The 19313-nt window shown below is 63.6% G+C and carries 15 protein-coding genes; 8 read left to right on the top strand and 7 right to left on the bottom strand.

Annotated elements, in window-relative coordinates:
- A partial coding sequence (locus OS124_RS27270) for a hypothetical protein (protein ID WP_010138070.1) occupies window positions 1–241 on the top strand: 241 nt, incomplete at its 5' end.
- 1693 nt (window positions 242–1934) lie between these two features.
- Here OS124_RS27270 and mgrA read toward each other — a convergent pair.
- The 5 genes from mgrA to OS124_RS26910 form a co-directional block, all read right to left on the bottom strand.
- Window positions 1935–2963, bottom strand: a complete 1029-nt coding sequence (gene mgrA / locus OS124_RS0104070; protein ID WP_010138068.1) for an L-glyceraldehyde 3-phosphate reductase — start codon at window positions 2961–2963, stop codon at window positions 1935–1937.
- 62 nt (window positions 2964–3025) lie between these two features.
- The gene (locus tag OS124_RS23605; RefSeq protein ID WP_010138067.1) at window positions 3026–4399 is read right to left on the bottom strand and encodes an NAD(P)/FAD-dependent oxidoreductase; all 1374 of its coding nucleotides are present in this window, start codon (window positions 4397–4399) and stop codon (window positions 3026–3028) included.
- 81 nt (window positions 4400–4480) lie between these two features.
- A complete protein-coding gene (locus tag OS124_RS0104060; protein WP_010138066.1) occupies window positions 4481–6118 on the bottom strand; it encodes a hydantoinase B/oxoprolinase family protein in 1638 nt (545 codons plus the stop codon).
- Window positions 6115–8169, bottom strand: coding sequence for a hydantoinase/oxoprolinase family protein (locus tag OS124_RS0104055; RefSeq protein ID WP_029375147.1), 2055 nt, complete (start codon window positions 8167–8169; stop codon window positions 6115–6117). The genes OS124_RS0104060 and OS124_RS0104055 overlap by 4 nt, the downstream gene beginning before the upstream one ends.
- Window positions 8170–8594: 425 nt before the next feature.
- Window positions 8595–8783 carry a hypothetical protein gene (locus tag OS124_RS26910; protein WP_138919422.1) on the bottom strand — a complete coding sequence of 63 codons (189 nt, stop codon included), beginning with the start codon at window positions 8781–8783 and terminating at the stop codon, window positions 8595–8597.
- Window positions 8784–8848: 65 nt separating this feature from the next.
- Between OS124_RS26910 and OS124_RS0104050 the strand changes: the two genes are divergently transcribed.
- From OS124_RS0104050 to OS124_RS0104035, 4 genes are all read left to right on the top strand, one after another.
- Complete coding sequence (locus OS124_RS0104050; protein WP_010138064.1) at window positions 8849–9865, top strand: TRAP transporter substrate-binding protein; 1017 nt, start codon at window positions 8849–8851, stop codon at window positions 9863–9865.
- Between the two features lie 69 nt (window positions 9866–9934).
- Entirely contained in the window at window positions 9935–10507 is a 573-nt protein-coding gene (locus OS124_RS0104045; protein WP_010138063.1) for a TRAP transporter small permease, read from the top strand.
- A gap of 13 nt (window positions 10508–10520) precedes the next feature.
- Complete coding sequence (locus OS124_RS0104040) at window positions 10521–11825, top strand: TRAP transporter large permease (RefSeq protein ID WP_010138062.1); 1305 nt, start codon at window positions 10521–10523, stop codon at window positions 11823–11825.
- A gap of 79 nt (window positions 11826–11904) precedes the next feature.
- Complete coding sequence (locus tag OS124_RS0104035; RefSeq protein WP_010138061.1) at window positions 11905–12735, top strand: DeoR/GlpR family DNA-binding transcription regulator; 831 nt, start codon at window positions 11905–11907, stop codon at window positions 12733–12735.
- A gap of 827 nt (window positions 12736–13562) precedes the next feature.
- Here OS124_RS0104035 and OS124_RS0104030 read toward each other — a convergent pair.
- Window positions 13563–14492 (bottom strand): porin, encoded by a 930-nt coding sequence (locus tag OS124_RS0104030; protein WP_138919420.1) that lies wholly within the window; start codon window positions 14490–14492, stop codon window positions 13563–13565.
- A 560-nt stretch (window positions 14493–15052) separates the two neighbouring features.
- On the opposite strand from OS124_RS0104030, the gene OS124_RS26905 reads away from it, so the two are divergent.
- Window positions 15053–15439 (top strand): hypothetical protein, encoded by a 387-nt coding sequence (locus OS124_RS26905; protein ID WP_138919419.1) that lies wholly within the window; start codon window positions 15053–15055, stop codon window positions 15437–15439.
- Between the two features lie 223 nt (window positions 15440–15662).
- On the opposite strand, the gene OS124_RS0104025 is transcribed toward OS124_RS26905, so the two are convergent.
- The gene (locus OS124_RS0104025; RefSeq protein WP_083834529.1) at window positions 15663–16478 is read right to left on the bottom strand and encodes a recombinase family protein; all 816 of its coding nucleotides are present in this window, start codon (window positions 16476–16478) and stop codon (window positions 15663–15665) included.
- 834 nt (window positions 16479–17312) lie between these two features.
- On the opposite strand from OS124_RS0104025, the gene OS124_RS0104020 reads away from it, so the two are divergent.
- Both OS124_RS0104020 and OS124_RS0104015 read left to right on the top strand, forming a co-directional pair.
- Window positions 17313–17888, top strand: coding sequence for a TRAP transporter small permease subunit (locus tag OS124_RS0104020; protein ID WP_010138057.1), 576 nt, complete (start codon window positions 17313–17315; stop codon window positions 17886–17888).
- Complete coding sequence (locus OS124_RS0104015) at window positions 17888–19279, top strand: TRAP transporter large permease (protein ID WP_010138056.1); 1392 nt, start codon at window positions 17888–17890, stop codon at window positions 19277–19279. The genes OS124_RS0104020 and OS124_RS0104015 overlap by 1 nt, the downstream gene beginning before the upstream one ends.
- The last annotated feature ends 34 nt before the right edge of the window (window positions 19280–19313 follow it).

The raw sequence follows: 19313 nt of genomic DNA, 5'->3' as shown, positions 1-19313 counted from the left end.
GGCCCCGGCAGAGGCCCGGCTGGCGCAGCTGATCTGCGACGGGCACAGCCTGGCCGAGGCCGCCGCCACCCTGGGCTGGACCCTGGAAAGCACCCGCAGCGCCTCGAAACAGGTCTTCGCCCGGATGGAGGTGCGCGGCCAGGGCGGCGTGATCCGGCGGATGCAGTCGGGCGCGCTCTGGCTGACAGAGGGGCAGGAGCGCAGGCCGTCAGAGGGAACCCGGCCAGACAGCACAACCTGACTGCCACCCTGCCCGGATCGACCCATTCCTTGCCGCCGACCGAAACCGCACCCACCGACACACCCCCAAATGCACCGAGAAGCCGCTGTGCTCGCGCCTGAGTGGTCATCTCGGGTTTTCTGGTGTACCGGGTCATCTTGACCCCAAGATCGCGCTGTACGGGCCGTTTTTCGAGGTCAGGCCAAGGCGGACCTGCCGCGCCGTGCCGCCGCATAGACGCCCGGGGAGGTCCACCCATTCCCGCAAGCCCTTGTTTTGACCGGAGAAATCCAGAAAACCCTGCTATAGGTGGCCTCGATTTTGGTGCCCGGGAGGTCTGCATGTCCTCGAGGGAAAGCAAAGTCCGCGCACTCTCTATGTAATAGACCTATAAGATATATACTTAACAAATACAGATACAGAGAGCGAAAGGCTCCTCTATCCCTCGAGGGAAGCGTCCGGTCCGCATCCTCTGCTCCGGGCAAAAGAAGAGGCGATCCTCTGAGAGAACCGCCCCAAGGTGAGCAGCAGGGGCCCGGTGCTGCTAAAACACAAGAAAGGCTGGTCTCTCGACCAGCTGCACCTCCGGGCAGATGCGTGACAGCGTTTGAGCATCGCTGTTGAGATGAGTGTAGGTGCTGTCAGGTGACACGCGAACTTGATGACTCTGGGCCTGGTGCGCTGGTTGAGGGCTTGGGTGGGGGTTCGCGAGGGAGTGGGTTGGGGCAGGATCGGGAGAGGGAAGGACGCGGCGCCGGCCACCCAGCTCCTCTACCATGTTCCTCTCCGCCGCCTCCTTGCGCTTCTTGTACACGCCTCTGATCGCTCACCTGACACGCCATCTATCCTCTCTCATCCACAGAGCCCCTCATCTGCTCTCCTCTCCTACACGCCCTGCGCTCTCGCACCTCTATGCCGCCCTCTCTTGCCTGAGCGCGCGCTCTGCTCCCTCCGCCCACGCTGTGCCCTGTGTATGTGCACCCTCTGTCCAGTCCGGCGCCTGTTTCTTGCCGTGTTGAGCCCTTTGCTTGGTCTCTTGGTGGTTGGGGTGTTGTCGTTCCCTGGTCCGCGCTGCAGTGCCGTGTCTTGGTCGGTTTGCTTCCCGGTTGAGGTCTGTGGTTGGGGTGCGTCTGGTTCGCGCTGTGCCGGTCGTCAGGTGCGATCCTTGCTCTGTCTGGTGTCTCGGTGTGTGCAACTTTGCGGCGAGTGTCTGCCGGTCAATACACCCCGATCTCGGAAAAAGTCGGAATCGGGCCGCGCATGCAACCCCTCGTCTCATGAAAATAAGGGGTTTGAGAGCGGCTTGGGGGTTGCATTCGTGTAATGTGGATTACACGACTTCTCGCTTATGCAACCCTTTTTGGGCCGTTTTCGGGCCTCTGAGAGGGGGTACGCACCCCCTATGCAACCCCCTATGCAACCCCTACGCACCCCCCCTTGGTGCCCTGACGGGTCGCAGGGCCGCTCGGTATGTAGTGCAAAAGAGCGGGGGGGGGACTGGCACGACCGGGGGAAGGCCGACGATGTTTTCGGCGGTGGCTCGCTGAGCGAAGGGGCCCACAAACCGCGCCGCGATCCACTGCCCGAACCGGTTGGCAGCGCAAGGCTGACCATGGTTCGATCCGTTGGGTGCTGTGCGAAAGAGCCCCGTCCCAGGTCGGGAACGGGGCTCTCACGGGCCGGGGGTCGGCCTTGCGACGCCGGCGGCAGCGGATCAGGAGTTCGTCGCGCCAGCCCAGAGGTTGATATCGCCTTCCACGGCGTAGCGGTCGATCTCGGCCAGTTCCTCGGCCGTGAATTCGACGTTGCCGAGCGCACCGACGCAGTCGATGACCTGCTGCGGCTTCGATGCTCCGATCAGCGCCGAGGTGATGGCCCCGCCCCGCAGGCACCATGCAATCGCCATCTGCGCCAGAGACTGGCCCCGGCCTTCGGCGATCCGGTTGAGCTGGCGGATGTTCTCGATGTTCTCTTCGGACAGGAAGTCCTCGCTCAGGGTCGCGCCACGCGAACCGCGGCTGCCTTCGGGCATGCCCTTGAGGTACTTGTTGGTCAGCATTCCCTGCGCCAGCGGCGTGAAGACGATTGACCCCATGCCAAGCTCTGCGAGCGTTTCCTTCAGGCCGTCCCGCTCGAGCCAGCGGTTGAGCATGTTGTAGCTTGGCTGGTGGATGAGGCAGGGCGTACCGAGATCCTTGAGGATGGCCGCGGCCTTGCGGGTCATCTCCGAATTGTAGCTCGAGATCCCGACGTAGAGCGCCTTGCCCTGGCGCACGATGCTGTCGAGCGCCCCCATGGTCTCTTCCAGGGGCGTGTTCGGATCGAAGCGGTGCGAGTAGAAGATATCCACGTAGTCCACGCCCAGGCGTTTCAGGGACTGGTCGCAGGACGACATCAGGTACTTGCGCGAACCGCCGTCGCCGTAGGGGCCGGGCCACATGTCCCAGCCGGCCTTGGAGGAAATCAGCAGCTCGTCGCGATAGCCCCTGAAGTCGGTGCGCAGGATTTCCCCGAAGGCTTCCTCGGCCGAGCCGGCCGGCGGGCCGTAGTTGTTGGCTAGGTCGAAGTGGGTGATCCCGAGGTCGAAGGCGGTCTGGCAGATCGCGCGCTTCGTCTCATGGGCCGTATCATGGCCGAAGTTGTGCCAGAGGCCCAGCGAGATCGCTGGAAGTTTGAGGCCGCTCGTGCCGCAGGTGTTGTAGATCATGCTGTCGTAGCGGGTGTCGCTTGGGACGTAGGTCATGGGTATTCCTTCCCTCTCGGGTCTTGTGGTGGCATGCGGGGGCGGCCCCACATCGGGACCGGTCAGGCCGAGGCCTGCCGTGGCTCCCATGGGGCGAAGCGCCTAGTGGAACGGAAGCGGTTGTACTTGAAGGGGGTCGGATCGACCGTCGTATCTGTTCCCGTCACCAGCTCCGACATCAGCTGGCCTACCGCCGGGCCGGCGCCGAAGCCGTGGCCCGAAAGCCCCGCGGCGATATAGAGGCCCGGCACCTGCGCGACACCGTCGATTACCGGAACACCGTCGGCCGTGGCATCGATCGCGCCCCCCCAGGCGTGGGTGACCTTCGCGTCCCTGAACGCGGGGAGCGTTTCGCGCATGCCCTTCAGCGCACGTTCGAGCATCCAGTCGGAAGGATCGGGGTTGAGCACCCGCACCGCCTCGAAGGGGGTGACCTGATCGAGCGACCAGCGCTTGCGCGACATCAGCTCGTCAAAGAAATCCTTGCCGAACCGCAGCCGCAGTTCGCGCCAGCTTTTCAGGAAGACCGGCAGGTAGTCCGAGAACAGCCGGAAACTGTCGGGCGTGATCGGGGCGATGTTGATGTTGCGCGGACCCACGGTATAGCCGCCGTCAGAGCGTTTGCGCAGACCGAAGGCCGCGCCGCCCATGGGGAAATCGGGTCCGTTGTGCTGGTTGCCCGGGACCTCCACCCGCGCAGCGGCGGCAATGATGTTGAGCTGCGGCAGATGCACACCCATGTTGCGCAGGAACGGACGCGTCCAGACGCCGCCAGCGACCACCACCGAATTGCATCTGATCGTGCCCCTCTCGGTGACGACCGCGGAAATGGCGCCGCCCGATTTCTCGAAGCCACGCACCGCGCATCGGGTGACGATCTTTGCACCCAGGCGGATGGCCGCTTCGGCGAAGGCGGGAACGGCCAGCGCAGGTTCCGCACGTCCGTCTGTCGCGGTGTGCAGGCCGTAGGTCTGACTAGTGGCGATGCCCGGCACCATCTCGGCGATCTCGCGCGAGGTCAGCTCTCGCAGGGGCAGGCCGTGGTCTTTGCCGGTCCGGGCCCAGCCCTGCGCCTGCTCGATCTCCCAGTTCTTCTCGCAGACATAGACGATGCCGGTTTCCTTGTAGCCCGTCTCGATGCCGAAACGGTCCTTGAGCGTCCGCCAGAGGTTGAGGCTCTGGATGGTGAGCGGCATCTCAAGCGGGTCACGGCCCATCTGTCGTGTCCAGCCCCAGTTGCGCGACGACTGTTCGGCGGCAATCTCGCCCTTTTCGCACAGGGTCACGCGCACGCCCTTCTCGGCGAGGAAAAGCGCGGTCGACACGCCCGCCGTGCCGCCGCCGATGACGACGACATCAGTTTCCGCCGGAAGATCGGACTCGCTCGCGACCGTGTTAAGCGAGGGGACGAACCCTCTGGTTTCACTGTTAATCATGAGGCTTTCTTTGCTCAGGAGGAGATGGATCGGGCGGGGCGGGGCGCGTTCTGCGCGCCCCGCGACGGCAGGTCAGACCGTTCAGGCGTCCAGGCCGTAGGTCGCACGGGCGAGCTCGGCGCTGACACGACCTTCCGCGATGTCGCGCCGGATGGCCGCTTCGGGGCGCTTCGCGGGGTCGCCGTAGCCGCCGCCACCCGGCGTGGTGATCGAGACGATCTGCCCGGGCTTCAGGTCGACCATGCCCGCGAAGCTCGTGCGTTCGTCGCCGAAATCGAGCGTGGTGCCCCTGGCGCTCAGCCCGCCGTCCAGGCCCCAGGGCTGCGAGGCCACGCGGGAGCTTTCGACGGTGAAGCGGCAGGCTTTCTCGGCACGGTAGACGCGTCGCACCCCCATGCCGCCGCGGAACTCGCCGAGGCCCGCACTGTCGTCCACAAGTTCGTAGCGCAGCAGGGTGAGCGGATATTCCAGCTCCAGCGCTTCGACCGGCAGGTTCGAGGTATTGGTCAGGCCGACGTGGATGCCCGAAAGGCCGTCGGCGCCGGGACGCGCGCCACCGCCGCCGCCGATGGTCTCGAGGTAGACCCACATGTTGCCGTCCTCGTCCGCGCCGTTGAAGATCGCGCCGGTGCAGCACCCGTTGCCGGCCGCCATGACCTTGCCGGGCAGCGCCTTGGCGAGGGCCCCGTAGACCAGATCGGTCACGCGCTGCGAGGCGGCGATCCGCCCCTCGACCGCCGCCGGGTGGGCACAGTTCAGGATCGAGCCCTTGGGGGCGGTCACCGTCAGCGGACGTGCCAGGCCCGCGTTCGGCAGCACGGTCGGATCCAGCACGGATTTCACGGTGAAATAGGCCGCGGCCAGAAGCGAGGTATAGATCAGGTTCAACCCGCCACGGACCTGCGGCGGCCCGTCAAAGGCCAGCAGCATCTCGTCGCCCGTCACGGTGACATCCACCTTGAACGTCATCGCGCCGGACCACTGGTTGCTGTCGAACTGGTCCTCGAAGCTGTAGGTTCCGTCGGGGATCGCCTCGATCGCCGCCCGCATCTTGCGCTCGGCGTAGTCCTGCAGGGCGTCACCGGCGGCAAGGACCTTCGCGGCACCGTACTTGGTGCAGAGGTCGCGCAGCCGCTGCACGCAGAGCCGGTTGGCCGACATCTGGGCGCGCAGGTCCGAAATGCGTTCGCGCGGCACCTGGCAGTTGAGCAGGAACATCTCTTGCAGGTCCTGGTTCAGGACGCCCTCGCGGTAGAGGCGCACCGGCGGAATGCGGATGCCTTCCTGATAGATGTGCTCATGGCCGCGGTCGGCGAAATCCGAATGGTGCGCGGTGTTGACCGCCCAGGCCACAAGCCCGCCATCGACGAAGATCGGTTCGGCCAGGACGATGTCGGGCAGGTGCGTCGCACCGCCGGCATAGGCGTCGTTGGCCATGAACACGTCGCCCGGCCGGATGTCCGCCATCTCGAAGCGCGCGCGGATCGCGGGGATCACCCCCAGGAAAGAGCCAAGGTGCATCGGAATGTGTTCCGCCTGGCACAGGGTGTTGCCGCGATGATCGAAGAGCGCGGTAGAGCAGTCGCGCCGCTCCTTGATGTTGGTCGAATAGGACGCACGCACCAGCGCCTCGCCCATTTCCTCGACGATGGACTGCAGCGCAGAGCCGATCACCTCGACCGTGATCGGATCGATGGCCATTTTCTCGGGTGCGGTCATGCCTTCACCTCCAGGATCAGATTGAGATAGCTGTCCACCGAGCCCGTCATGTCGGGCAGGATGACCGTGGTCGTGTCCATCTGCTCGACGATGGCGGGGCCCTGGATCACGTTTCCAGGGCGCAGCTTGTCACGGGCGTAGACCGCGCAGGGCAGGAAGTCCGCCGCCTCTGCCATGTAGACATCGCGGGTGCCGATCTGCGCCGCCGAGGCATCGGGGCCCTCATCGGGCTGTGGCTTGAACTGGGCCTTGTTGACGACGCCGGCCGCCTCCAGGCGCAGGGTGACAAGCTGGATCTGCTCGCCTTCCGCGACGAAGCCGAAGCGTTGACGGTGGGCGGCCTCGAAACCTTCCTCGAGCGCCTTGAAGGTCTCGGAGGTGATCGGACCGGCAGGCACGGCAACCGAAAGCTCGTAGTTCTGGCCCATGTAGCGCATGTCCGCGGTGCGCGTCATCACGCGGCGGTCCCCGGCGATGTCCTCGGCATCGAACCAGGCGGCGGCCTGCCCCATGAGGTCGGCGAAGCCGGCGTCGATCGAGGTCAGCGCGCTGTCGTCGAGCGGCAGCAGGCGCGAGATGGCGAAATCCGCGCGCAGGTCGGTGAGCAGCAGGCCCAGAGCGCAAAGCGTTCCCGGCGTCAGCGGCACGATAACCTGCCCCATGTCGAGCTCTCGGGCGAGGCGCGCCGCGTGCAGCGGTCCTGCGCCGCCGAAGGCCATCAGCGCATAGTCCCGCGGGTCATGGCCGCGCTGCACGGAGATCACGCGGATCGCCTTCGCCATGTTGGCGGTCACGACCGAGATGATGCCCTGAGCGGTCTCCATGACGTCGAGGCCGAGCTTGTCGGCGAGGCGCTGCACGCTCTCGACGGCCAGATCGCGGCGCACCTTCATGCGGCCGCCGAGGATTTCGACGGGGTTGAGGGTCTGCAGCACGATATTGGCGTCGGTCACCGTGGGTTCGGTCGAGCCGAGGCCGTAGCAGACCGGCCCCGGATGGGCCCCGGCCGAACGCGGCCCGACCTTGAGCAGGCCACCGCTGTCGACATTGGCGATGGAGCCGCCGCCCGCGCCCACGGTGTGGATGTCGAGCATGGGGGCCTTGATCGGGTAGCCATGGACATCGGCCTCGCCGGTGAGCTGGCAAACGCCGTTCTGCAGCAGGGCCACGTCGGAAGAGGTGCCGCCGACATCGAAGGTGATGATATTGTCGAAGCCGGACATCTTCCCGATGGCCTGCGCCGCTACCACCCCGGTCGAAGGGCCGGAAAGCACGGTACGCACGGGAAGGTTCGCCGCGGTGTCGAACCCGATCACGCCGCCGTTGGACTGGGTGAGCTGTGGCGCGATCTCCAGGCCGATCTCTGCGAGGTTCTCCTTCAGGCGGCGGATGTAGCGCTGCATGACCGGACCGAGATAGGCGTTGACCACGGTGGTCGACAGCCGCTCGAATTCGCGGAACTCCGGCGCGACATCATGCGAGGTCGAGACGAAGACCTCGGGAAGCTCTTCAGCGATCACGCGCTTGGCCAGTTCCTCGTGCTCGGTGTTGAGGAAACCGTAGAGGAAGCAGACCGCGAGCGACTTGATGTCCTGCCCGGCCAGCGCGCGCAGCTCGGCGCGCAGCGCGGCCTCGTCGAGCGGCACATCGACCGTGCCATCGTATCTCATCCGCTCCGGCACTTCGCGGCGAAGGTCGCGGGACACGAGTTGCTCGGGCTTGTCCGCGTTCATGTCGTAGAGGTTCGGGCGCTTCTGCCGGCCGATCTCCAGCAGGTCGCGGAAACCGTCCGATACGATGAGGCCGGTCTTCACGCCCCGCAGCTCGATCAGCGCATTGGTGGCGACGGTGGTGCCGTGACCGAGGAACGACAGGTCCTTGGCGGTCTTGCCAACCTGGTCGAGGCCCTCGACCACGCCCGTGGTGATGCCGCGCGAGGGGTCATCCGGGGTCGAGGAGACTTTCCAGATCTCCACCTTGCCGCTGTCCTCGTCAAAGAGGCACACATCGGTGAACGTGCCTCCGGAATCTACGCCAATTCTCCAGGCCATTGCTGCCTTCCTACCTTTGGTTCAGGCCGCGCGGGCGGCCGTTTGCGGGATGTGCCGCGCCACCTGACAGGACGCGGGGATAAAAGAGAGGGTCGCACGGGCGCGCGCCTCGGGTGCCGGTGCCGGATCGGCGTCAGCTTGTCTTCGAAGATGCTCGACTTGCAAGTTCTGAGGTGGACCTTCCGCAAAGCACGCAGAAAACGTCACCTCAAGACCCGGACTCTGGCAGGGGAACCCGTCGCGGATCCCGTCTCGCCCAAGCTGGACGACACTGCGATGCCACGCGTTGAGCCCGCTCTTTGCACCTTCCGGGCGAAAGATCAGAAGAATCGGATGGGATCTCGTCTGTGACGGCATGAATTGCTGCCTGGTCCTGTCTCGTACGGGAGAATCGACACGTATCTCCACTGCGGTCCCAGACTTGCTCATTTGCGGGCAAGTGTGAATGAAAATCTCTCAATAACTTCCATGAGTGCGCATGATCGCCCAATAGGTGGGCGAATACGCGAAAATACCGCAAATACGCGCAGCCAGATCGCTGCACCCTGAAAGAAAATGAAACTTTCTTGACGCAAACCTATCATCTGTGCCTGCATGGCGACATCAATGGGCATGCCTCAATGATCGGTGCGGCAGAACGTACCCGCCCGTAACGATAGCAATCGCAGGGAGCTTAATCATGACTTTCACCCGTCGCGCGTTCATGCGCACCGCAACCGCGACCGGCGCACTCGTCGCGTTCTCCGGTCCCGTCCTCGCAAATGTCCGCTGGGACATGTCGGACGAGTACGGTGCGACGTCCCTCACCGGTCAGGCGTGCAGCTTCTTCATCGAAGAGATGAACAAGCGGGTCGGCGACCAGCTGACCATCAACTACCAGGGCGGTGGCGCGCTCGGCTACAAATCGATCGACCACTTCGATGCCGTGCAGGACGGTGGTGTTCAGGCGGCAGTCACCCTGATGACGCAGCTCGGTGGCATCGACCCGCTGTTCAACCTGTCCTCGCTTCCCTTCATCGCCGCCAACCTCGACGAGGCCTATCTGCTCTGGCAGGCCGCGCGCGAGGAATACGCGAAGGTGTTCGAGGAGAACGACATGGTGCTGCTCTGGGCCATGCCCAATGCGCCGTCGGGCATCCACGCCAAGATGCCCATCACCTCGACCGAGGCCCTCTCGGGCCTGCGCATCCGCACCTATGACGTGAACGGCACGCAGACCCTTAAGAACGCCGGCGCCGCACCGTTGCAGGTGGCATGGTCCGACCTGATCCCGCAGCTGTCTACCGGCGGTCTCGACGCCGTGCTGACCTCTGCGGATGGCGCGATCCAGCTCTCGATCTGGGACTACCTCAGCGATTTCACCGAGTTGAGCTATGCCATGGGCCTCTTCATGTGCCATGTGAACAAGGACGAGTTCGACGCCCTGCCCGAGGAGGTCCGCACTGCGATGCTTGAGAGCGTCGATGCCTGCGACGCCTTCAACTGGGAGACCATCCGTGCCTCCATCGATACCGCCTATACCAAGATGGCGGAGAACGGCATGACGGTCACCCGCAACGCCGATGTTCCGGCAGAGGTCTTCGAGCACCTGCGGGCCGCCGGTGAACAGGTGCGTGAGGGCTGGCTGGCCGAGACCGGCGAGCGCGGTGCGGCGATCCTCGCCCGCTTCGAGGAGCTGAAGTCCCAGCAGGGTTGAGCCGCTCCTGCCCCGCCGCGCCCCTTGCCGGGGCGCGGCTCTTGCCAATGTTGAACCATGGAGCACGCAGTGAGCCCTGAACTCCCCGAGATCGAAGAGCACCATCACCCCGACGTCAACGACGATCCGGTCTGGCTTGGCGCCATTGCCCGCGTTTCGACGATCCTCAACCGGACCGCAGCCGTTGTCTCGGCCACTCTTCTGGTGGCGATGACACTGCTCATCCTGCTCGAGATCTGCATGCGGATGTTCTCTACCTCGACCTACATGGCCGATGTCCTGGTCGGTTACGGCGTGGCGGCCATCACCTTTCTCGCGGCCCCCTGGGCCCTCGAGGAGGGCGCCATGATCCGGGTGACCGCGCTTACCGACCAGCTGTCGGGCGTGCCGCGCTGGATCGTCGAAGCCTTCGCCATATCGACCTCCGCCGGCATCATGGCCTTCCTCGCGATGCACCAATGGGCTGCGGTCACGAAGCTCTTCGCGCGCGGCTCGGTCAGCGAACACCTGATCCCGATCCCTCTCTGGATCCCCGAAAGCCTCTTCTTCACCGGCCTCGTCCTGCTTCTGCTGCAGATGGTCGTGCGCGCGATCCGTCTCGTCGTGGTCGGCCATGCCGACGAACGCGCCCTGACCCTCTGACCGGAGAGACCTCATGACCATCACGTTTTCCGCCACGGTCCTCCTTCTGCTTCTCGTCGTCTTCCTAGGCTCGGGCACGTGGATCTTTTCCGGCCTGATGCTGGTCGGCGCTTCGGCGATGTACTTCGTTCTCGATTTCAGCGACGCCCGCATCGGCACCATCGCCACCAAGGTGATCTCCTCCTCGGCCATCTCGTGGGAGCTGGCCGCCATCCCGATCTTCATGTGGATGGGGGACATCATCTTCCGTACCGATATCTCGCAACGCCTCTTCCGCGGTCTTGCGCCGCTGGTCGCACGCATCCCCGGAGGCCTGCTGCACACCAACGTCTTCGGCTGCACCGTTTTTGCGGCGATCTCGGGGTCATCCACCGCCACCACCGCGACGGTGGGCAAGATCACCATCCCCGAACTGCAGGCGCGCGGCTATGACCTGCGCCTCGCCGCGGGATCCCTCGCCGGGGCGGGCTCTTTCGGACTGCTGATCCCGCCCTCGATCGCGATGATCGTCTACGGCGTGCTGGCCGAGGTCTCCATCGCCAAGCTCTTCGCCGGCGGCGTCCTTCCGGGCCTGATGATGGCCAGCCTCTATGCGGGCTACATTGCGCTCATGGCGATCCTGCATCCCGAGCGCGCCCCGCGCTACGACGGCACCGTGACCGCGCGAGCCATCGGCCGTGGCCTGATTGAGCTGCTGCCGATCATGCTGCTGATGTTCGTCGTGCTCGGCTCGATCTATTCGGGTATCGCCACGCCCTCTGAAGCGGCCGCCGTAGGGGTTTTCGGGGCAATCGTGATCACCAGCGTCACGGGGCAGTTCTCGCTCAAGCTGATGCGCGACAGCCTGGCGGCGACCATACGCGTTTCGGCGATGATCCTCATGCTGATCGCGGCGTCTTCCTTCCTGTCGGCGGCGATCGCCTTCATGCAGTTGCCCAACCAGATCACGCAGACCATCTCGGCGCTGGACCTGTCGCCCTACGGTGTCCTTCTGATCCTCGCGGGGCTCTACATCGTGCTGGGCATGTTCCTCGACGGCACCTCCATGACCGTGATGACGGTCCCGATCGCCGTGCCGCTGATCGTGCAGGCGGGTTTCGACCCGTTGTGGTTCGGGATCTATCTGGTCATCATGATCGAGATGAGCGCCCTGACACCGCCCGTCGGCCTGAATCTCTTCGTCCTGCAAGGTCTTACGCAGCGTTCCATGGGGGAAACCGTCCGCGCGACGATGCCGTTCTTCCTGCTGCTCTGCCTTGGAACGGTCATTCTTGCCATATTCCCGCAGATTGTGCTGTGGCTTCCTAGCTACCTTTGACGCGGGGCGTTACCGATGACCCTGTCATGCGAACCAGACACGATTTGAGGAGGTCCCCTTGCGGAAGTCAGAGGACACAGTGAACGAAGAGATGTTGCCGGCAGAACGTCGGCAGCATCTCATCGAATGGTTCAAGCAGAACCAAGCCGGCTCGGGCCAGGATCTTGCACGGATGCTCGGGATCTCGGTCTCGACCATCCGCCGCGATCTGGATGTGCTGGCGGGCGAGGGGCTCGTGCGGCGGACCCATGGCGGCGCGGTGGCGATCCGCTCGCGCTCGAGCTACGAACCCTCCACCGATCTGTCGCAACGCACCGCCGTTGAGGAAAAGCAGGCCATCGTCCAAGAGGCGCTCAAGCTGATTGAGCCGAACCAGTCGCTGCTGATCGATACGGGCGCCGTCATCTGCCACCGCCTTGCCGATGAAATCTCCAAGATCGACTTTCCGCTCACCGTCATCACCAATGACCTCTACGTGGCAAAGCAGCTCACCTACAGGGACAACATCACCCTGATCGTGCCCGGCGGAGCCTGTCGCGTCGGCTCTTTCAGCCTGTTGGGAGAGCCCGGGCTTGGGTTTCTGAAGAATATCCACTGCGATATCTTCTTCACCTCGGCGACCGCGATTGACGAGACCGGAACCTCTGAGACGAACCTCGAACTGGGCCAGCTGAAGCGCGCGATGGCTGCCGCGGCTCGGGAGGTTGTGCTGATCGCCGACAGCAGCCGTTTCATGTCATGCGCCCTGCACCGCACGGTCCCCATTGCCTCGATCGACCTCATCATCACCGATGCCGGTCTGCTCGAGGAGGACCGGGCCAAGTTCCCGCCGCACAAGCCGCGGATCGAGACGGTCGATCATACCCAGATGGAAGGCGCGAAGGATGACGGCTCGGGCGCGTCGTCCTGACGGCGCGGGATCGGACTGCCGCGCCGTTCGGGGCACCGTCGAGGCCTCGGGGTGTTCCCAACCTGCTGCGCCGGCCCTGACCCGGCCGCCATGCCCACCTGAGCCGTCGTCAGGTCTGGCCAGTTGCCCGCCTCACATCCCGGCCCCTGCAGCGGCGTGACGGCGCAGCGTGGCCAGGATCACCGCATCAATCAGGAAGCACATCGGAGATGTTCCTCTTCAGCTAGAATTTTCTCAAGCGTTATCATGGCAATGCGTCGGATCTTGCGGTGCCGGGGCCCAGGCCAGCACATCCTGCAGCGGGGCGGATCTGTTGCCGGGTGTTTGACCCAGGGGGGTCCTAAGGTCTCAGGGGCAAACACACGAACTGCCTTCATACCGCAGAAACGATTGCCTCTCAGGGTAGCGCCCATGCCGTGTTGCATCAGAGCAGCCGCTCAACAGGGTATGGGAGCCTTAAGCCCCCAAACTGCTGCCGCGCCAAAAGGCATCCCCGGCCACTCTGCGCCTCCCCCTAGGACTTCACCTTGCGAAGACAGTAGCCATTCCTAGTCCCGGATGAGCTCAGTTCCTTCCTCCACACTCATAACTCGAGAGTGCGCGCTCCTACCCCGCTCATACAAGAAACGGCAAACGGACTGGTCAGGATCGATCTGTCTTCTCAGTTGAGTTGTCGCCCCAGACCCCAGGGGCCATTTGTAAATCCTCGGCAAATGGCGCGCGTCCCCCTTCCAACAGCGTCCCGGAGCCTAGGTGCAGAACGCCGAATGGCCCGCGCCGAGACGCGGGCCATTCTCATATCTCATGCACTGCCGGTTCGAGACGGATCAGTAGAGGCCCAGCAGGGTCTCGGTCAGCACATTGGCTTTCGGTGCGAAGACGCTCGAGGCAACACTATTGTACGGGACCGACGGGCCGGACGAAGTGCCCAGCGGAATGGTCACGCCGAACTTCCAGATGTCGAGACCTCCGTCGGAGCCGGAGACCTCAATCACATCCGAGGCGTATTCGATGCTGGCGATGACCGGTACCGACGACATGGTCGAGAAGTCGTAGCTGGCACCAATGCCAACGATGTTCACATCCATCATATTGTCGACCGAGCCAAACAGGCCGCCGCCGAAGACGGTGAACGCGTCATTGATGGAATAAGCGGCTGCCAGCTTGACAGTATCCAGGTCGGCGTCCGATCCGCCCATCTCGATACGAGTGCGGGACAGACCGCCACCAATCTTCAGATCGGCCGAGGCCATGTAGGTCGCACCGATGCCGAAGTCAGTAACATCGACGCCGCTCGGCAGGTCGGGATCGGTTTCGGAGCTGCCGTAGTAGGCAGTCACGGTCAGATCGCCCAGTTCGTAGCCGCCGATCAAGCCATAGGAAGTCAGCGAGACGTCCCCGCCACCCAAATCCAGACGACCGCGCTCGAGGTATAGACCGCCGAAGAAGCCGTTGCCGAACGCGTAAGTCGGTTTCACGGTAGCATAGCTCAGGTCCAGATCCATGGGCACGCCATCGATTTCCAGCCGGCTCAGGCCCAAACCGAGATCGAGCTTGAAGCCATTGCCGAAGTCCAGAGAACCGCCAGCATCAAAGCTGGTCGCCGAGATATCAGGGGCGCCGCTAAGATTGCCCTTGCCCTCCGCCGAAGCATAGCCAAGCGTCAGGCCGCCCGAATAGCTCACTTCTGCATGGGACATGCTGGCAAAACCTGCAAGCAACGAGCCGGCTGCAACACCTTTAAGAATGACGCGCATCTGTAACCTCTCCTCATAATTACATTTCGGTTGAAGAAATGAATCTTCGCTGGACGCTGCCGTACTTGTACGGACTACATTCCGCACGGGGAAACTCTTCGGTCACCCTCCTTACCGTTGAGCTGTGTTCTCACTGACACTTCGGCAGCTTCAGCTCCTGATCCGACAATTGCAGAGCGCAGGAAGCCAAAGCCTAGGGTCTGGCCCCACTGATTTCAGCAGAAAGGCGTGTTTCACCGTGTGAAAACTGAGCGGTGATGTGTCTGATCTCTTCTGGCTGAGCGATGCGCAGATGGCGCGCCTGAGCGGCCGGCAACCCTATGACCGGGAAGTGGGGACCTGCTCCCTGGCTGACGGACGGAACCTGGGCCGTGTGCTCATCGACGAGGGGCTTTGCGGGAGGTGGCGATGAGGCCGGGGTTTCGATCGACAACGAGAGGCTCGAGGCACTTGTAAGCTTCCCTGGGCGCATCTCGCCCGTCCGATGACATGGGCCGGAGGTGACAAGAATGGCCATCTGGTGCACGATGCGTAGAAACCATGAAGGGAGGATGAGACCGGTGGATCCTGCAATCGAATTTGGCCTCGCGGCACTGGCAATCGGAGGCATTGCCTTTGCCGTACTCCAGTTTCAGCACCACGGGTGGCAGATGAGCGGTGTGGGCCGGTGGTTAGGTCGCACTGAACGTGCACGCCTCGATGCAGGTCACACAGGCCGGACCGATCGAGACGTCCGGGTGTCCACGCTTGTCGAAGAAGACCCCACCACTTCCTCAACTGTTGGCAGAGGGACCGCGCTCAGCCGAGAACCGTTGACCTCTGCCCCACAGGGCGATCCAGAAGATCTGGCAAATGATGCTCCACTGACTATCGCAGAGGCGAAACGGCGCTTGGCCAAATCTCTCGGCACCGACCCAGAAAAGGTTCGAATCCTGATCGAAGCATGAGCATGTCACGGCACATCCATCAGGTTTTGGATCGCGAACAGCGACAGGGGCCAAGCTATCACAACCCAAACATGATGAGCGTCTCCAACCCATAGTCGCGATCTGCCCTGAGCACGGCCAGCGCATCATCGTCATCGACACGACCGGAAGCGTTTGAAGCTTGAAGCTCCGCTCAACCGAGCAGCTCCCCAAGCTTCAACCGCCACAGAAGACTGTCCTGATCTCAGAAGAGCCCAAAAAGAGCGTTGTCCTTGTAAATCTCCTCCGGGGTACCCTGCTCATCACAAGATTGGTCGAGTTGCGCATTCAATTGCTCTCGAGCTCTCCGGAGGAGGCGTCTTATCCGCACCTTGGTCCAGTCGTTGCCTTGCGCAGTCGCGTACCCCTTGCGGTTCAGTTCGTCCGCGACCTCCTGCGCGGTCGCTTCCACCCCAATATCTTCGAGCACCTTCCGCACCCACTCAACACGCTCATCGCGTTTTGCAATACGCGCGGCACGGCCCGCCTCCTGAAGCGCCTGAGGGTCCGGAGATCCGAACGTTTGACCGGCCCGCTTCTTCTTCTGTGTGCCCTCACGACTGCGCTGCGCTATCGCATCCCCCTCATGTGCAGCTCTGACCAGCTCAGGGTAGCTCTCATCAAGCGTCCGGTTGGAACGAGCGATAATGATCTGATCACCGGGCAGAATAGCAGTGATCTTCGCGTAATCCCGAACGTGACGCGTAACCCTAGAAGGTGTCGCCACGACAATGGGCACACGAAGACCCTGTGCAATACGCAAAATTTCTCTCAGCTTACGACGTTTCGCGAAATTTCGTTCTCCGCGTGCACTGGCTTGCTCACGCACGAACCGAATGATCTCTACGCCCTCCCGATCTGCCCACGCCTGGATTTCTATCTGTTGCGCTTCGAAGCCAAGTTCCGAAGCCGCTTGGTTGCTGGTCGAGACACGAAGATAGCCAATAGCACGACGCTTGCGCGTTTCTGGGCCCTTAGTAGCGATCCCACTCTGGCCTGTCTGAGCTTCTGCCGTAGTCATGAGGCTAGACACCCTCCTAAGAATAAGTAGACGCTTACCATATAGCGGTTTGGCGGCCTCATTGCGCTGAGCGACTCAAAAATGCTGTCGGAAGGCGACATCCTCACCGCGGCGGCCTCTTAGCGCTCTCAGGAGCTACCTAGCCATCTAGCCACACGACGGGACCTGCCGGGGCCGCGCGGCGCCTCCCCATTTTCCATACCTGCTTGGATCAAGGGGTACACACTCTAGTAGGATCACTGGGCAACTACCATTAGGGGTAAACACTCCAAGGCCACGCCCTTTTAAGATGTTCACCCCCACATCCAGTGAAGCCGCAGACAACATCTGCGCTGTCTCCGAGCCCATCAGAGCGGAACGGCCCTCTTTTCCTCTCAGCCGAGATCCTCCGCATATCTCGCGTGTGAAAAGCTGGCCGTCTCGCTCGAAAGTCGCAACCAGCCACGATCAAAATTGCCAGGCTACGCCCCCCAGCCGGAGAGCATCCCCTTCAATCAATGTGACACATGCCGGGAAGGACGCGCTATCCTGGGAGAGCCCGACGCGGCCATTCTAAAAATACCGCTGGAAGTTTCTCAACTTCGCGGGGTGCCCGAATAAGATAAAGAGGCGAAAGTGGTTGAGAAGAGAGCCGCCCAGGAGACATCTGCGCAGGTCCGCTCCTGTTTCGCGCATGCGACACCAGTCTTGCGACCGTTCTCCCCGGCCCCCATGCGCCTCTTTTCATGCGTTTCCTGCGCATCCCGCCCCCGTAATGCTTTTCCTCCCGGCCCAGTGCAGGCATAGAACACGGAATCGCAGGGCCGGGAGCGGCCCGCAGAGGGAGGAAGCATCATGAAGATCCTCGGGCGGCTCGCCGCCGTCATCTGCACGATCAACGCCGTGCTCGGGACAGTCCTGTCCTGGCTCTCGATCGGCATCGTGCTCGTCTGCTTCACCGTGGTGGTACAGCGCTATGTCTTCGCCGTCAGCCATGTCTGGATGCAGGATCTGTATATCTGGCTCAACGGGGCCATGTTCACCGGCGTCGCGGGCTTTGCCCTGCTGCGCGACAACCACGTCCGCGTCGACATCTTCTACCGCCCGGCCACGCCGCGGAAGAAGGCGGTGATCGACCTGGTGGGCGTGCTGCTGTTCCTGATGCCCTCGATGTACGTGGTCTGGGCCTATGCCCTGCCCTTCGTGCAGCGCTCCTGGCGCTACGGCGAGGGCTCGGCCAATGTCGGCGGCATGCCCGCCCTCTACGTGCTGAAGACCTTCATCCTGGCCTTCGCCCTGCTGATCGCCCTGCAGGGGCTGGCCATGGTGCTGCGCTCGGTCCTGATGCTGGCGGGGCGCGAAGACCTGGTGCCCGAGCGCCTGCGCTACAGCCGCGCCGAAGATCCCACCCATCCCACGGAGGCCGTCTGATGGATCCCGTCCTCATCGGAGAAATCCTCTCCGGCCTGATGTTCTTCGGCATCATCGGCTTCCTGCTGCTCGGCTTCCCGGTGGCCTTCACCCTGGCCGGCACCTCGCTGCTCTTCGGCGCGCTCGGCATGTACTTCGGCGTCTTCGATCCCTCGAACTTCGGGTCGCTGCCGAACCGCTACATCGGCTACATGACCAACGAGGTGCTGGTGGCCGTGCCGCTCTTCGTCTTCATGGGGGTGATGCTGGAACGCTCGCAGATCGCCGAGCAGCTGCTGCTGACCATGGGCAAGCTGTTTGGCAACATGCGCGGCGGCCTGGCGATCTCGGTCGTCATCGTGGGGGCCATGCTGGCGGCCTCGACCGGCGTCGTCGGCGCCACGGTGGTCACCATGGGGCTGATCTCGCTGCCGGCGATGATGCGGGCGGGCTACAAGCCGACCCTGGCCACCGGCGTGATCTGCGCCAGCGGAACGCTCGGCCAGATCATCCCGCCCTCGACGGTGCTGATCTTCATGGGCGACATGCTCTCGGGCATCAACGCCCAGGTGCAGATGGCCAAGGGCAACTTCGCCCCCACCCCGGTCTCGGTCGGCGACCTGTTTGCCGGTGCCATGCTGCCCGGCGTGCTGCTGGTGCTGCTCTATATCGGCTGGGTGATCTTCAAGGCGATCACCGATCCCGAGAGCTGCCCCGCCACCCCCGTCCCGCCCGAGGAAAAGGCCCATCTGAAGCGCGAGATCCTGACCGCGCTGCTGCCGCCGCTGCTGCTGATCCTGGCCGTGCTCGGCTCGATCTTGGGCGGCATCGCCACCCCCACCGAGGCCGCCTCGGTGGGCGCCGTCGGTGCCACCCTGCTGGCCGCCTTCCGCTGGAAGCTGTCGGGCCGGATCCTGCATGAGACGGCGGTGCAGACCGCCACCATCACCAGCATGGTCTTCATCATCCTGTTCGGCGCCGCGGTCTTCTCGGTGGTGTTCCGCATGATGGGCGGCGACGCCCTTGTGCATGAGTTCCTGACCGGCCTGCCCGGCGGCCCGCTGATGGCGGTCGCGGTGGTCATGGCGATCATGTTCGTGCTGGGCTTCATCCTGGACACCTTCGAGATCATCTTCATCGTGATCCCGATCACCGCGCCGATCCTGCTGGCCATGGACATCAGCCCGGTCTGGCTGGGGGTCATGGTGGGGGTCAACCTGCAGACCTCCTTCCTGACGCCGCCCTTCGGCTTCGCGCTGTTCTACCTGCGCGGCGTGGCGCCGGACAGCCTGCCGACCTCGGCGATCTACCGCGGCATCCTGCCCTTCGTGCTGCTGCAGATCCTCGCCATCGCGCTGCTGTTTGCCTTCCCGCAGCTGGTCACCTGGCTGCCCTCGGTGATCGCCGGCTGAGGCGCACTGCCCCTGTCGGGGGCTCCGGCCTGAA

It is taken from the genome of Oceanicola sp. S124, assembly GCF_000220565.1.
Taxonomy (GTDB): domain Bacteria; phylum Pseudomonadota; class Alphaproteobacteria; order Rhodobacterales; family Rhodobacteraceae; genus Pseudooceanicola.
This window is presented reverse-complemented; position numbering and strand designations above follow the sequence as displayed.